This window comes from Micromonospora sp. NPDC047756, assembly GCF_055587245.1.
Window position 1 is genome coordinate 756,138 of record NZ_JBVJGQ010000001.1, and the last position, 13,934, is coordinate 770,071.

The 13,934-nt window shown below is 72.5% G+C and carries 14 protein-coding genes; 9 read left to right on the plus strand and 5 right to left on the minus strand.

The genetic code is table 11. The annotated features are described in order from the left end of the window. The first annotated feature begins 54 nt into the window (after window positions 1–54). The 5 genes from ACZ6NZ_RS03540 to ACZ6NZ_RS03560 all read left to right on the plus strand — a co-directional run bounded on the left by ACZ6NZ_RS03540 (window position 55) and on the right by ACZ6NZ_RS03560 (window position 4,682). Window positions 55–807 (plus strand): NUDIX hydrolase, encoded by a 753-nt coding sequence (locus tag ACZ6NZ_RS03540; RefSeq protein ID WP_366606062.1) that lies wholly within the window; start codon window positions 55–57, stop codon window positions 805–807. Further along, on the plus strand, window positions 804–1,772 hold the full coding sequence (locus ACZ6NZ_RS03545; protein WP_465855392.1) for a BUD32 family EKC/KEOPS complex subunit: 969 nt from the start codon (window positions 804–806) through the stop codon (window positions 1,770–1,772). The genes ACZ6NZ_RS03540 and ACZ6NZ_RS03545 overlap by 4 nt, the downstream gene beginning before the upstream one ends. Window positions 1,773–1,781: 9 nt before the next feature. Further along, the gene (locus tag ACZ6NZ_RS03550; RefSeq protein WP_465855394.1) at window positions 1,782–2,741 is read left to right on the plus strand and encodes a hypothetical protein; all 960 of its coding nucleotides are present in this window, start codon (window positions 1,782–1,784) and stop codon (window positions 2,739–2,741) included. Beyond that, window positions 2,738–4,000 carry an adenylosuccinate synthetase gene (locus ACZ6NZ_RS03555; RefSeq protein WP_465855396.1) on the plus strand — a complete coding sequence of 421 codons (1,263 nt, stop codon included), beginning with the start codon at window positions 2,738–2,740 and terminating at the stop codon, window positions 3,998–4,000. Before ACZ6NZ_RS03550 ends, ACZ6NZ_RS03555 begins: the two co-directional genes overlap by 4 nt. 61 nt (window positions 4,001–4,061) lie before the next feature. After that, a complete protein-coding gene (locus tag ACZ6NZ_RS03560) occupies window positions 4,062–4,682 on the plus strand; it encodes a DedA family protein (RefSeq protein WP_366606068.1) in 621 nt (206 codons plus the stop codon). A gap of 12 nt (window positions 4,683–4,694) precedes the next feature. Here the strand turns inward: ACZ6NZ_RS03560 and ACZ6NZ_RS03565 are convergent, their stop codons facing one another. Together ACZ6NZ_RS03565 and ACZ6NZ_RS03570 are read right to left on the minus strand one after the other, a co-directional pair. Continuing rightward, window positions 4,695–5,336 carry a response regulator gene (locus ACZ6NZ_RS03565; RefSeq protein ID WP_465855398.1) on the minus strand — a complete coding sequence of 214 codons (642 nt, stop codon included), beginning with the start codon at window positions 5,334–5,336 and terminating at the stop codon, window positions 4,695–4,697. Continuing rightward, window positions 5,333–6,484: a sensor histidine kinase gene (locus ACZ6NZ_RS03570; RefSeq protein ID WP_465855400.1), complete on the minus strand. Its 1,152-nt coding sequence runs from the start codon at window positions 6,482–6,484 to the stop codon at window positions 5,333–5,335. The genes ACZ6NZ_RS03565 and ACZ6NZ_RS03570 overlap by 4 nt, the downstream gene beginning before the upstream one ends. Before the next feature lie 167 nt (window positions 6,485–6,651). Here ACZ6NZ_RS03570 and ACZ6NZ_RS03575 point away from each other — a divergent pair, with 167 nt between their 5' ends. Next, on the plus strand, window positions 6,652–7,320 hold the full coding sequence (locus ACZ6NZ_RS03575) for a DedA family protein (RefSeq protein ID WP_465855929.1): 669 nt from the start codon (window positions 6,652–6,654) through the stop codon (window positions 7,318–7,320). Here the strand turns inward: ACZ6NZ_RS03575 and ACZ6NZ_RS03580 are convergent. Continuing rightward, complete coding sequence (locus ACZ6NZ_RS03580) at window positions 7,295–7,933, minus strand: TetR/AcrR family transcriptional regulator (RefSeq protein WP_366606074.1); 639 nt, start codon at window positions 7,931–7,933, stop codon at window positions 7,295–7,297. The genes ACZ6NZ_RS03575 and ACZ6NZ_RS03580 overlap by 26 nt on opposite strands. Before the next feature lie 67 nt (window positions 7,934–8,000). On the opposite strand from ACZ6NZ_RS03580, the gene ACZ6NZ_RS03585 reads away from it, so the two are divergent. The 3 genes from ACZ6NZ_RS03585 (at window position 8,001) to ACZ6NZ_RS03595 (ending at window position 11,424) form a co-directional block, all read left to right on the plus strand. Next, a complete protein-coding gene (locus ACZ6NZ_RS03585) occupies window positions 8,001–8,453 on the plus strand; it encodes an SCP2 sterol-binding domain-containing protein (protein WP_366606077.1) in 453 nt (150 codons plus the stop codon). Between the two features lies 1 nt (window position 8,454). After that, the gene (locus ACZ6NZ_RS03590; protein WP_366606079.1) at window positions 8,455–9,669 is read left to right on the plus strand and encodes an acyl-CoA dehydrogenase family protein; all 1,215 of its coding nucleotides are present in this window, start codon (window positions 8,455–8,457) and stop codon (window positions 9,667–9,669) included. 192 nt (window positions 9,670–9,861) lie between these two features. Continuing rightward, complete coding sequence (locus ACZ6NZ_RS03595) at window positions 9,862–11,424, plus strand: AMP-binding protein (RefSeq protein WP_465855403.1); 1,563 nt, start codon at window positions 9,862–9,864, stop codon at window positions 11,422–11,424. Between the two features lie 65 nt (window positions 11,425–11,489). Here the strand turns inward: ACZ6NZ_RS03595 and purD are convergent, their stop codons facing one another. Together purD and ACZ6NZ_RS03605 are read right to left on the minus strand one after the other, a co-directional pair. After that, on the minus strand, window positions 11,490–12,740 hold the full coding sequence (gene purD, locus ACZ6NZ_RS03600) for a phosphoribosylamine--glycine ligase (RefSeq protein ID WP_465855405.1): 1,251 nt from the start codon (window positions 12,738–12,740) through the stop codon (window positions 11,490–11,492). Window positions 12,741–12,889: 149 nt separating this feature from the next. Then, window positions 12,890–13,819 carry a type IV toxin-antitoxin system AbiEi family antitoxin domain-containing protein gene (locus tag ACZ6NZ_RS03605; RefSeq protein WP_465855407.1) on the minus strand — a complete coding sequence of 310 codons (930 nt, stop codon included), beginning with the start codon at window positions 13,817–13,819 and terminating at the stop codon, window positions 12,890–12,892. Between the last annotated feature and the right edge of the window lie 115 nt (window positions 13,820–13,934).

Sequence of the window (13,934 nt, forward strand, 5' to 3'; positions counted from 1 at the left end):
CTTCTGCGCTAAGTTGTTCTCACAGCGAGATGTTCTCAAAGTGAGAGAGACGCGATGAACGAGCAGGAGTTCCTGGCCGCGTACGACCCGCGGGCCTATCCGTCGGTCGCCGTGACCGTCGACGTGGTGGCGCTGACCATCCGCGACGGCGCACTGCACCTGCTGCTGATCCGTCGCGGGGAGGCACCCTTCGCCGGGCACTGGGCGCTGCCCGGGGGCTTCGTCCGCCCCGACGAGGACCTGACCGCCGGCGCCGGACGGGAGCTGGCCGAGGAGACCGGGCTCGGCGGCGAGGCGCTGCGCCGCGTACACCTGGAGCAGTTGGGCAGCTACGGCGCTCCCGACCGCGACCCGCGCATGCGGGTCGTCTCGATCGCCCACCTCGCGTTCGCCCCCGACCTGCCGGACCCGGCCGCCGGCAGCGACGCCGACGACGCGATCTGGCTGCCGGTGACCGCGTTGACCAGCCGGCAGCTCGCCTTCGACCACGGCCGGATCATCGACGACGCGTTGGAACGGGCCCGCTCCAAGGTGGAGTACACCCCGCTCGCCACCCGCTTCCTCGCCGCCGAGTTCACCATCAGCGAGCTGCGCGCCGTCTACGAGACGGTCTGGGGGCACCCGCTGCACGCCGGCAACTTCCACCGCAAGGTGCTCTCCGTGCCGGGCTTCGTGGAGAGCACCGGCGCCAGCACCGAACGCGGCGGCGCGCGGGGTGGTCCCCGGGCCCGGCTCTACCGGGCCGGCGACGCCCGGCTGCTGCACCCGGCGCTGCTGCGACCGGCCCGCGAGGAGACGGTGCGATGAGGACCACCGAGGCCATCGACCTGGTCACGGCCGCGCGCACCGACGCCGACCTGTTCGGCACCGACCAGCCGGCCCGCCGCTACCGCGAGCTGGTCGCGGCCCTGCACCCCGACCGGCTGCCGACAGACCCCGGGGTACGCGCCGAAGCCACCGACGCGTTCATCCACGTCACCACCCGGTGGCAGGCCCGGCAGACGACAGTCCTCGGCGACTACCGGCTCGGCACGCCGGCCCACTCGGGTGACCTCGCCGACCTCTACGACGTCGGCGACGACCGGCTGCTGAAGCTCCCCCGACGGTCCACCGACAACGACCTGATGGCCCGCGAGGCGCACGCCCTGCGCACCATCGCCGAGCGCGGCGACCCGCGCTACCTGCCGTACGTGCCCCGGCTGGTCGACGAGTTCCGGCACCGCGACGCCGCCACCGGCGCGGAACGGCGGATCAACGTGATCGCCACCGCACCCGGCCTGCACGACCTCGACGAGGTGCGGCGCGCGTACCCCGACGGGCTGGACGCCCGGGACGTCGCCTGGATGTGGCGGCGGCTGCTGGTCGCGCTCGGCCTGGCCCACCGGGCGGGCGTGGTGCACGGCGCGGTCCTGCCCCGACACGTGCTGATCGAGCCGGACGCCCACGGCGTGGTGCTGATCGACTGGTGCTTCTCCGCGGCGGTCGGCAGCACCATCCCGGCGGTGGTCCCCGGCCACGGCTGGGACCCGGAGGAAGTCCTCACGAAGCAGCCGTGCGGGCCGGGCACCGACATCGCGATGGCCAGCCACTGCATGAGCTGGCTGATGGGCCCACGCGCCCCCCGCGAGCTGCACACCTTCGCGCAGGGCTGCCGGCAACGGTCGCTGAGCGCCCGGCCCGACGACGCCTGGCGCCTGCTGCGCGAACTCGACCAGGTGCTGGACCGGCTCTACGGGCCCCGCACCTTCCGACCCTTCACCCTCACCCCCTAAGGAGCTGTCATGGGCAGTGGAATCTGGTCCACCGACGTGTACGACGCCGCCGACCGCTACCGCCGGTCCACCGGCAGGAGCGCCTTCTCCTACAGCGACAGCGGGGCGCGCACCGTGCACCCCGCGCTCGACCCCAGGGACGCGACCCGCGAGAGCCGCGACTCCGCCGAGCACCCCCGGTCGACCCCCGTCGCGGTGCTCTTCGACGTGACCGGCTCGATGCGCACGGTACCGCGGGTCCTCCAGACCAAGCTGCCGCAACTGCTCGGGCTGTTGCAGCGGCAGGGCTACGCCAGCGACCCGCAGATCATGTTCGGTGCCATCGGCGACGCCACCTGCGACCGGGTGCCGTTGCAGGTGGGCCAGTTCGAGTCGGACAACCGGATGGACGACGACCTCGGCCGGATCGTGCTGGAGGGCGGTGGCGGCGGTCAGATGAGCGAGTCGTACGAGCTGGCCATGTACTTCATGGCCCGGCACACGGTCACCGACAACTGGGAGAAGCGCGGCCGGCGCGGCTACCTGTTCATCATCGGCGACGAGCTGGCGTACCAGCGGGTGAAGGCCCGGGAGGTGGCCGGCCTGATCGGGGACGACCTCTCCGAGGACGTGCCGCTGCGGCAGGTCGTCGACGAGGTGACCCGGCGCTGGGACACCTACTACCTGCTCCCCACCGGCAGCCACTACTCCGGCAACGCCACGGTGCTCGACTTCTGGCGGGACCTGCTCGGGCAGAACGCCATCGTGCTCGACGACCTCGACGCGGTCTGCGAGACCATCGCGCTCACCATCGGCCTCGGCGAGCAGGCCATCGACCTGGACGAGGGCCTGCGCGACCTGGACCGCGCCGGCTCCGGCGCCACCGGGACCGTGTCGAAGGCGCTGGCCCGTCTCGGCCGGGAACGGCGGGCCGAGGTGTCGACGCTGCCGGCGTTCACCGACACGGCCAGCGGGGTGACCCGGCTGTGAACCACGTGGCGGTGGTCGACCTCGGCTACGGCGACGCCGGCAAGGGCACCGTGGTGGACTGGCTCTGCGCCACCCGTCGGGTGCACACGGTGGTCCGCTTCAACGGGGGCGCGCAGGCGGCACACAACGTCGTGCTGCGCGACGGGCGGCATCACACGTTCGCCCAGTTCGGCGCGGGCACCTTCCATCCCGGTGTGCGTACGCACCTGTCCCGGCACGTGGTGGTGGACCCGTTGGCGATGGCCGCCGAGGCCGACCACCTCGCGACGGTCGGGGTGCCCGACGCGCTCGACCGGCTGACCGTCGACGGGGACGCACTGCTCGCCACCCCGTACCACCGGGCCGCCAACCGGGCCCGCGAGATCGCCCGGGGAGCCGACCGGCACGGCTCCTGCGGGCTGGGGGTGGGCGAGGCCGTCGCGTACGGTCTCGCCCACCCCGACGACGCGCCCCGGGTCGCCGACTGCCACCACCCGGCACTGCTGCGCCGCAGGCTGACCATCCTGCGGGACCGGCTGACCGCCGAGCTGGGCCCGCTGGACGCGCCACCGATCGAGGACTGCCTGCCCGCGTACACCGGGTTCGCCGACCGGGTCGCCGTCGTCGACGGCAGTTGGCTCGCCGGGGCGCTGCGCACCGGGACCTGCGTCTTCGAGGGCGCGCAGGGGGTGCTGCTCGACGAGTGGCACGGCTTCCACCCGTACACCACCTGGAGCACCACGACGTTCGCCAACGTCGACAGCCTGCTGGCCGAGGCGGGCCGGCCCGGCGACGTGACCCGGATCGGGGTGCTCCGCGTCGTCACCACCCGGCACGGACACGGCCCGCTGGTGACCGAGGACCCCGGCCTGCCGTTCGCCGACGCGCACAACGCCACGAACCCGTGGCAGGGCCGGTTCCGGTTCGGCCACTTCGACGCGGTCGCCCACCGGTACGCCCTCGCCGCGGCCGGCGGCGTCGACGGCCTGGCCCTGACCCACCTCGACCTGACCGGCCCCGACCTGCGAATCTGCCGCCGCTACGACACCACCGACCGGCTCACCCCGGGCCCGCCCGGCGACCTGGACCGCCAGGCCGCGCTCACCGCCCGCCTGCTGCGTTCCCGCCCGGTGTACGACGACCCACCGGCGGACTGGGCCGAGGCGGTGCGCGCGGAGCTGGGCACACCGGTGGTGCTGACCTCGCACGGCCCCACCGCCGACGACAAGATCCCGCACGGCCCACTGCTGGCCCCAGCGGCCCTGGTCCGCGCCAACTGACAACTCCGGGGGATCTGGCGACTCGCCCACCGGGCAGGTCGCGCCCGGCCAGCATGAGGGAATGGACGCACTGCTCGACCTCCTCCGTGGGACGGTCACGTCGCCGTGGGTCTACCTGGTGATCTTCGGGCTCACCGCGATCGACGCGTTCTTCCCCGCGGTGCCGGGCGAGGCGGCGGTGATCACCGCGGGGGTGCTCTCGGCGAGCGGAGGGCATCCCAGCCTGACCCTGGTGATCGTCAGCGCCGCCGTGGGCGCGCTGGTCGGCGACCACATCTCGTACGCCATCGGAAAGGGCGGAGGTGCCCGCCGCCTGGCCCGCCTGCCCGACGGCAGCCGCCGGCGGGCCAGCTCCGAGTGGGCCCGGCGGGCGGTGGACAGACGCGGCGGGATGATCCTGACCACCAGCCGGTACGTGCCGGGCGGGCGGACCGCCGTCACCCTCACCATGGGCGCGGTGGGCTATCCGCGCCGGTCGTTCCTGCTGTACGACAGCATCGCGACGGTCACCTGGGCGCTGTACTGCGGGCTGCTCGGCTACTTCGGCGGGCTGGCCTTCGAACGTGACCCGGTGAAGGGCGTGCTGGTCGGCGTGGGGGTCTCGCTGGTCGTCACGTTCGGGCTGGAGGGAATTCGGTGGCTGCGCCGCCAGGCACACCGTCGCGCCGCCGCCCGACGCTGACGGGCACACCCGTCACAGCAGGTCGGCGTCGTACACCAGGATGGCCAGCTGGACCCGATTGCCCGCGTGGAGTTTCGCCAGCGCCCGGCTGACATGTGCCTTGACGGTGGCCTCGCTCATCGTCAGCCGCCGGGCGATCTCCGCGTTGCCGTGCCCGCGCGCCACCTCCCGCACGATCGCCAACTCCCGCTCGGTCAGGGGTGCGAGCCGCGCACGGGCCGCGTCCCGGCGGGCCGGACCACGCTCGGCGAACGAGCTGATCAGGCGCCGGGTCACCGTCGGAGCGAGCATCGCGTTCCCAGCGGCCACCGTGCGGACGGCGGCGGCCAACTCGCGGGGCGGGGTGTCCTTGAGCAGGAAGCCGACCGCGCCGGCCCGAAGCGCCCGGTGCACGTACTCGTCGAGGTCGAAGGTGGTCAACATGATCACCTTCGGGCCGACGGCGACCACGTCGGGCGCGACGGTCAGCCCGTCGATGCCCGGCATCCGCACGTCGAGCAGCACCACGTCGGGGCGTAACCGGTGGGCCTGCTCCAGCGCGCCGGCGCCGTCCGCCGCCTCACCGACGACGGTGATGTCCTCCGCCGCCTCGAGGATCAGCCGCAGCCCGGCCCGAACCAACTGCTCGTCGTCGACCACCACGACCCGGATCACGCCGCATCCGCCAGCGGGATCAGGGCCCGGACCAGGAAGCCGCCGTCCGCGGGGGCCGCCTCCAACCGGCCCCCGAGCAGCTCCACCCGCTCGCGCAGCCCGAGCAGCCCCTGCCCGGCACCCGGCAACGCCGACCCGCCCTCGGACGGGCCGTTACGGACCAGCACCTCCAGCCCGTCGGGCAGGTAGCGCAGGCAGACCGTCGTCTCGGCGTCGGCGGCGTGCTTGCGGACGTTGGTCAGCGCCTCACGGACCACCCGGTACGCGGTACGCCCCAGCGTCGCCGGAAGCGCCCTCGGCACACCCTCGTCCCGCCGGGACACCCGCAGCCCGGCGGCACGGGACTCGCCGATCAACTCGTCCACCGTGTCGAGCCCCCGCTCCGGCGTCACGGCCGGGTCGGCCTGGCGCAGCACACCCAGCACCTCGCGCAGGTCGGTGAGCGCCTGCCGGCCGGTCGCCCGGATCAACGCGGCCGCCTCGACGGTGGCCGGGTCCACGGCGGTGACCTCCAGCGCCCCGGCGTGCACCACCATCAACGAGACCCGGTGTGCCACCACGTCGTGCATCTCCCGGGCGATCCGGGTCCGCTCCTCGGCACGGACCTGGTCGGCGCGGGCCTCCTGCTCGCGTTCCAGCCGCTCGGCCCGGTCCCGCAGCGCGGCGAGCGTGTCCTGACGGGCCCGCACCCAGAGGCCGAAGATCAACGGAAGCCCCACCAGGCAGGCGGCCAGCAGCAGCACGTTGCCGGTGCTGGCGGTGGTGATCCGGCGTACGCCTCCCACCGCCAGCCCGACCAGTACCCCGCCGGCCAGCACCCCCGCCGCACCGGCGAGGAACCCGGCGAGTTGGCGACCGCGCAACCGCAGACCCGCCTGGTACGACGCCAGCACCCCGGCCGCCGCCGCGGCCAGCACCAACCAGCCGACCGCCGCAGCCAGGAACAACGGCCAGCGGCGGGCCTGGACCGTGCCGGCGGCCCACGCCGAGCCCAGTGCGATCAGCAGCACGATGACGCTCGGCAGCGGCGAGCGGACCCCGATGTCACCGGTCGCGCTGGCCCAGACGGCCACACCGACCAGGACGGCCAGCAGCGGCGGGGCGTACCGATGGACGACCCGCCGGAGGGCGACGGCGCTGGAGGCCACGCAGCGAGCCTAGGGCCCCGCCGACGCATCGGGCCGCCCCGCGGCGCCGTACCCGGGTGCGGTGGGGGATGACCCCGATGCACAGTCCGGGCCGGCCGCTACCTAAGTAGTGCCGTCCACCTGACCACTGGCCGATGTCGGGAGCAGCCGCCCCGACCAGCATCAGGATCATGGATCTGCTCGACCTGCTGCACGACACGATGTCCTCGCCCTGGGTGTACCTGGCGATCTTCGCGATCGCGGTGCTCGACGGCTTCTTCCCGGTGGTGCCGAGCGAGACGGCGGTGATCACCGCGGGGGTGTTCGCGGCCTCCGGAGCGCCGTACCTGCCGGCGGTGATCCTGGTGGCCGCCGCCGGGGCACTGGTGGGCGACCACATCTCGTACGCCATCGGGCGGGGTGGCGGCACCCGGCTGCTCGACCGGCTGCCGCCCGACGGTCGACGCCGCGCCGCCATCGACCGGGCCCGTCGGGGGATCGCCACCCGGGGCGGTCTGATTCTCACCGTGGCCCGCTACATCCCGGGCGGCCGGACCGCCGTCACCCTCACCATGGGTGCGGTGCGCTATCCGCGGCGACGGTTCCTGGCCTTCGACGCGCTGGCCGCCGGCTCGTGGGGGCTCTACTCCGCGCTGGTCGGATACGTCGGCGGGCTCGCCTTCGAGCAGGACCCGCTGCGTGGTCTCCTGCTCGGTCTGGGCCTCGCCCTGACGGTGACGGTGGTCGTCGAGGTGATCCGCTGGCTCCGCAACCGCCGCCGTACGGCGCTGGTCGGCGAGCCGGGGACCGACGCTCTTCCCGCCGGGGCCGTCAGTCGGCCGGCGGACGCCAGGTGACGCCGTGCAGCAGTTGGGCAGCGCCGAGCCAGGCCACGTTCATCATCCGGGTGGCCGTCTTCTCCGGGTCGGCGTCCGGGTGGTCCGCGAGCCAGTCGGCCAACGACTCGGTCGCGCCGACCAGGGCGTACGCGACGACCTCCAGGTCGATGGCGGCGATCTCGCGGCCCTCGGCGCGCAGCGCGTGGTCGAGCATTCCGGCGACCACCTCGACCAGTCGGGCCCGCATGGTGGCCAACTCGCCGGCGAACGGCTGCTCGCCCCGGGCCTGCCGGTAGAGCACCGCCCAGCCGTCCCGGTACGCGCCCACGAAGCCGAAGAACGCCCTCAGCCCGCGCCAGAGCCGTTCGTCGGCCGGCAGGTCGGGGGCCGCCGCCCCGGCGATGGCCTGCATCATCCGGGTGCCCTCCCGGTGCAGGCAGGCGACGAAGAGCTCCTCCTTGGTGCCCAGGTACGCGTACACCATGGGTTTGGAGATGCCGGCGTCCTCGGCGATCTCGTCCATGCTGGCGGCGTGGAAACCACGTCGGGAGAAGACCTTGACGGCCGCGTCGAGCATCTGCTGCTCGCGGACGGCGCGAGGCAGGCGCTTGAAGGCGGGGACGCTGGACACCTTGCGAGCATACCTACTCGTGCGTAGGGTTACGCGCGAGTAGCCAATCTTCCGGAAGGCGCACCTGATGACTGACTTCGACCCGGCCAACTTCGCCAACGTCGGCCCCAAGGAGTTCGCCCAGCTGGTCAAGTCCACCCCGGACGACAAGATCGCCCAGGTGATGTCCGGCGACCTGCGCGACAAGGTCCTGGGCGAGGTGTTCGGTCGGATGCCGTCGCTGTTCCGCGCGGACCGGGCCGGCGCCACCAACGCGGTCATCCACTGGATCATCACCGGTCGCCCCGACGGCGGCAGCGACACCTACGAGGTGGTCATCGCCGACGGCACCTGCGTCGTGAACTCGACCCCGCAGCACGACCCGAAGCTCAGCCTCACCATGGGCCCGGTCGAGTTCCTGAAGATCGTCTCCGGTGGCGCCAACCCGGTGATGATGTTCATGACCGGCAAGTTGAAGGCGAAGGGCGACCTCGGCCTCGCCGCCAACATCGCCAACCTGTTCGACATCCCCAAGGCCTGACATGGCCGAGTTCTCGCTCGACCTGAACGAGGAACAGCGGGATCTACGCGACTGGGTGCACGGCTTCGCCGCCGAGGTCGTGCGCCCGGCCGCCGCCGAGTGGGACGAACGCGAGGACACCCCGTGGCCGGTGATCCAGGAAGCCGCCAAGGTCGGCCTCTACGGCTTCGAGTTCCTCGCCACCTGCTGGGCCGACCCGACCGGACTCTCCCTCCCGATCGCCAGCGAGGAACTCTTCTGGGGTGACGCCGGCATCGGTATGAGCATCTTCGGCACCTCGCTCGCCGTCGCCGCCATCTACGGCGCCGGCACCCCGGACCAGATGGTCGAGTGGGTGCCGCAGTGCTTCGGCGACGTCGACTCGCCGACCGTCGCCGCCTTCTGCACCAGCGAGCCCGAAGCCGGCTCCGACGTCGGCGCGATGCGTACCCGGGCCGTCTACGACGAGGCCACCGACGAGTGGGTGCTCACCGGCCAGAAGGCGTACGCCACGAACGGCGGCATCGCCGGGGTGCACGTGGTCACCGCCTCCGTCGACCCCACGCTCGGCTCCCGAGGTCAGGCGGCGTTCGTCGTACCGCCCGGCACCCCCGGCCTGGCCGCCACCCGCAAGCTGCGCAAACTCGGTCTCCGCGCGTCCCACACCGCCGACGTCTTCCTCGACGGGGTACGCGTACCCGGCCGCTGCCTCCTCGGCGGACGGGACGCCCTGCTGGAACGCCTCGACCGTGCCCGCTCCGGTCAGCGGTCCACCGGGCAGGCCGCGATGCGCACCTTCGAGCTGTCCCGACCCACCGTCGGCGCCCAGGCGCTCGGCGTGGCCCGGGCCGCCTACGAATACTCCCTCGACTACGCGAAGGACCGCGTCCAGTTCGGGCGCCCGATCATCGAGAACCAGGCGGTCGCGTTCGCGTTGGCCGACATGCGGATGGAGATCGACGCGGCGCGGCTGCTGGTCTGGCGGGCCTCGTGGATGGGCCGCAACAACCGCCCGTTCACCGCTGGCGAAGGATCGATGTCCAAGCTCAAGGCCGGCGAGGTGGCCGTGTCGGTCACCGAGAAGGCAGTGCAACTGCTCGGCGGCGCCGGCTTCCTGCGGGACCACCCGGTCGAACGCTGGTACCGGGACGCAAAGATCTACACCATCTTCGAGGGCACCTCGGAAATCCAACGACTGGTCATCTCCCGGGCGATCTCCGGGATGCAGATCCGCTGACCGCCGTCGCCGTCGGCCCCTCCTGGACGGGCGGGCCGGCGGCGGCCCGGACTCCACGATCTGTGCCGTCTTTGTCACCCCACGCCGACGCCAACTGGGCCTTCAGCCGCGCCCGGTGCATGATCAAGGAAGAAGCCTGATGGACGGGCGGGCCGCCGCCCGTCCGCGTACCACCCCGAGGAGGTCTGCGGCATGGACCTGCCGTTCGTCGTCACCACGCTGACCCGTCGCGGGCTGCTCACCCCCGGCAGCCCGATCCGGGTCGCCTCGCAGCTCAACGCCTTGCGCACGTGGGGGTGGAGCCTGGCAGGAGAGCTACGGCAAGCAGCCGCCCGGGACCCGGGCCGGCCCGCCGTCATCGACGAGAACGGCGTCGAGCTGACCTACCACGACCTGCTCGACCGGGCCGAACGGATGGCCCGCTCGATGCGGGCCGGGCTCGGCGTACAGGCCGGCGACCGGATCGGCGTGCTCTGCCGCAACCACCACGGACTGATCGAGACGATCGTCGCCGCCACCCTGCTCGGCGTCGACGCGGTACTGGTCAACACCGGGCTCAGCGCCGCCCAGCTGGGCACCGTCGCCGAAGAGCAGCGACTGCGGCTCCTCGTGCACGACGACGAGTTCGCCGATCGGGTCCTCGGCCTCCCCGCCGAACTGCACCGGCTCGACGAACGCGCCCGCGAGGAGTTGGTGGCCGGCGCACTCCCCGGCGACCTGCAACCACCCGAGCGCGACGGCCGGATCATCGTGCTCACCTCCGGCACCACCGGCACGCCCAAGGGTGCCCGTCGGCCCACACCCAGCGGCTTCGGCCCACTGGTGTCCATCATCGACCGCATCCCCCTGCACGCCCGGGACCGGGTGATGATCGCCGCACCGATCTTCCACACCTGGGGATTCGCCGCCCTCCAGGTCTGCCTGGCACTACGGGCCACCATCGTGCTGCACCGCCGCTTCGACCCGGCCGCCACGCTCGCCGCCCTGACCGCGCACCGCTGCGACGCGCTCTTCGCCGTACCGGTGATGGTGCAACGGCTGCTCGAGGTGCCACCGCCGGACCCGCGCCCCCAACTCACCGTCGTCGCGGTCAGCGGCTCCGCCCTGCCCGGCGGACTGGCCCCGAAGTTCATGGACGTCTACGGAGACGTCCTCTACAACCTCTACGGTTCCACCGAGGTCTCCTGGGCCTCCATCGCCGGGCCGCAGGACCTGCGTCAGGCACCCACCACCGCTGGTCGTCCCCCGCACGGCACCCGGCTGGAGCTGCTCGACGACGACGATAAACCCGTACCGGATGGACAGGTCGGGCGGATCTTCGTCGGCAACGAGATGCTCTTCGAGGGCTACACCTCGGGCGCCAGCCGGGAAACCCGCGACGGCCTGCTCGACACCGGCGACCTCGGCCGGCTCAACGCCGACGGGCTGCTCTTCGTCGACGGCCGGGCCGACGACATGATCGTCTCTGGCGGCGAGAACGTCTTCCCGTCCGAGGTGGAGGACCTGCTCGCGCAACTGCCACAGGTCCGCGAGGCGGCAGTGATCGGCGTGCCCGACCCCGAGTACGGCCAGCGCCTCTCCGCGTTCCTCGCCCTGCACCCCGGCGAGACCCTCGACCCCGAGGCGGTCCGCGAGTACGTCCGACACTTCCTGGCCCGGTTCAGCGTCCCCCGCGACGTGATCCTCGTGAAGTACCTGCCCCGCAACGCCACCGGCAAGGTGCTCACCCGAGAACTGCGCCGCTACTACGGCTGACCGCGGGTCGTACGGGGGCGAGGTCGGCTCCACCCGGTGGCGGCTGCGACGGGGGTTGCCCGAGTTCAGCCGGGAATCGTGATCCGGTCCTCGATCGCCGCTGCGGCGATGTCGGTACGGTGCTGCGAACCAGCCAACGTCACGCCGTCGACCAGCGCGTACGCGGCGTCCCGCGCGGCTGCCAGGTCGGCGCCGGTGGCCGTACCGCAGAGGACCCGGCCGCCGGCGGAGAGCAACGCGCCGTCGTCGGCCCGGCGGGCGGTGCCCGCGTGGATGATGCCCGGACCCTCCGCCCCGGTGATCACGTCACCGGTACGCGGCGCGGCCGGATAACCCGACGAGGCGAGCACCACCGTCACGGCGCTGCCGTCCCGCCACCGCAGCGGCGGATGCTCGGCCAACGTGCCGGTGGCCGCCGCGTGCAGCAGCCCGCCCAGCGGAGTCTCCAGCAGCGCGAGCACCACCTGGGTCTCCGGGTCACCGAAACGCGCGTTGAACTCGATCACCCGAGGGCCGGCGGCCGTGATCGCGAGCCCGACGTAGAGCAGGCCGGCGAACGGGGTGCCCCGGCGACGCATCTCCGCGAGCGTCGGGTGCACCACGTCGCGCATCACGTCGTCGACCAGATCGGGCGGGGTCCAGGCCAGCGGCGCGTACGCGCCCATGCCGCCGGTGTTCGGCCCGCTGTCGCCGTCACCGAGGCGCTTGAAGTCCTGCGCCGGCAGCAGCGGCAACGCCGCCTCACCGTCGGTGACCACGAAGAGGCTGACCTCCGGGCCGTCGAGGAACTCCTCGACCACGACCCGTCCACACTCGCGGGCGTGCGCCAACGCGGCGGACCGGTCGTCGGTCACCACCACGCCCTTGCCGGCGGCGAGCCCGTCGTCCTTCACCACGTACGGTGCGCCGAACTCATCCAACGCCCGAGCGGTGCTCTCCTCGTCCGTGCAGACGTACGCCCTGGCGGTCGGCACGCTGGCGGCGGTCATCACGTCCTTGGCGAACGCCTTGGAGCCCTCAAGCTGCGCGGCCGCGCCGGACGGGCCGAACACAGCGATGCCCTTGGCGCGTACCGCGTCGGCGACCCCGGCGACCAACGGCGCCTCGGGCCCGATCACCACCAGGTCAGCCGCCGTCTCGACGGCCAACGCCGCCACCGCGGCCGGATCTGTGGCATTGACGGCCCGCAGCTCAGCCAGGCTGGCAATCCCCGGATTCCCCGGCGCCGCGACAACCGCGGAAACCCCCGAATCCGCCGCCAACCCGAGCGCGAGCGCGTGCTCGCGCCCACCACCACCCACCAGAAGAACCCGCACGCCCGAGATCCTACTGCCCACCCTTACCCATCCTCCGTGCCCACCGCCCTCCCCCACCCCTCCCCCACCCCCGGCCCACCCCCGGCCCACCGCCGTTGATCAAGAGGTTTGCGTCAGATCGGGAAGGGATTTTGACGCAAACCTCTTGGTCAATTGCGTTGGGCGGCTGCGATCGCCTGCCGAACTGTGTGCGGGATGTATGCCGGGTGCAGGGTGTCCTGCCAGGTGAAGCGGAGGATGGTCCAGCCGGCGTTGACCAGGCGATTCTGCCGGCGACGGTCGGCGAAGACGGCCTCTGGCGCACTATGGGCGTCTCGGCCGTCGGCCTCTGCGATGACCCTCGGGCCTCGCCAGCCCAGGTCGCCAATGCCGAGCAGATAGCCGTCGTCGTCGCGTACCTCCAACTGCAGCGTGTCCGGTGCGACCCGGCCGTCCACGCACCGCAGTCGGCTACGCGTCTCCAGCGGCGACTGCGCCCGCCCGTCCGCCTCTGACAGGTAGGCGCGCGCCGCGACCGCGCCCGGCCGCCCTCGGATGAGATTCGGGATCACCATCAGTTGAGCCGGATCGATGCGACGCCGATTGAGCGCCGAGTCGAGGACCGAGACCGCTGGGTAACGATCCACCAGGAGAACGACGTCCGAGACAGTGCGCAGCGGAGAGGTCACACGAATGCCCGCGACCTCGGCGATGTCACCGGGATCAGCTTTCATCTGGTGCACGGTCAGCCACGGCACCGGGATCCGCTGATGCCTCGGTCGATCGACTGGCACCGAGACGTGGACCTGCGCACTCTGTCGAAGACCCGCGATGCCGTGCAGTTCCAGCGCAGTGCCCAACACGGCGAAGGCGCCGGGCCCAAGGCTGACGACAGCAGCGCGGATGTGCGCCCGCCGCCGAGTCGATTCGCTCACCTCCGCGTCCGGCACGAAGCAGCCGCGCAGAAGCCGCTGCCACCTGCCGGACCGGCAGAGATGTCGGACCTCATCCCTGGTCAGGCCGGCACGCAACGCCTGAGCGAGGGTGACCAGACCGTCCTGCCCGGCCGCGACGTCACGAAGAAGCTGGTGTGGTCCCACACCAACACCCTGCCCACCCATCCCATCCCACCGAAGCCCCTGTGGACAACCCACAAAGCCCTGTGGATAACCCCGCCCTCCCCTCCCCTGCCCCTTCCCCCTCCTCCGGCGATCA

Coding starts and splice junctions, on each gene's coding strand:
- ACZ6NZ_RS03545 (WP_465855392.1), top strand. CDS start 804: ATGAGGACCACCGAGGCCATCGACCTGGTCACGGCCGCGCGCACCGAC.
- ACZ6NZ_RS03540 (WP_366606062.1), top strand. CDS start 55: ATGAACGAGCAGGAGTTCCTGGCCGCGTACGACCCGCGGGCCTATCCG.
- ACZ6NZ_RS03585 (WP_366606077.1), top strand. CDS start 8,001: ATGACTGACTTCGACCCGGCCAACTTCGCCAACGTCGGCCCCAAGGAG.
- ACZ6NZ_RS03590 (WP_366606079.1), top strand. CDS start 8,455: ATGGCCGAGTTCTCGCTCGACCTGAACGAGGAACAGCGGGATCTACGC.
- ACZ6NZ_RS03595 (WP_465855403.1), top strand. CDS start 9,862: ATGGACCTGCCGTTCGTCGTCACCACGCTGACCCGTCGCGGGCTGCTC.
- ACZ6NZ_RS03560 (WP_366606068.1), top strand. CDS start 4,062: ATGGACGCACTGCTCGACCTCCTCCGTGGGACGGTCACGTCGCCGTGG.
- ACZ6NZ_RS03550 (WP_465855394.1), top strand. CDS start 1,782: ATGGGCAGTGGAATCTGGTCCACCGACGTGTACGACGCCGCCGACCGC.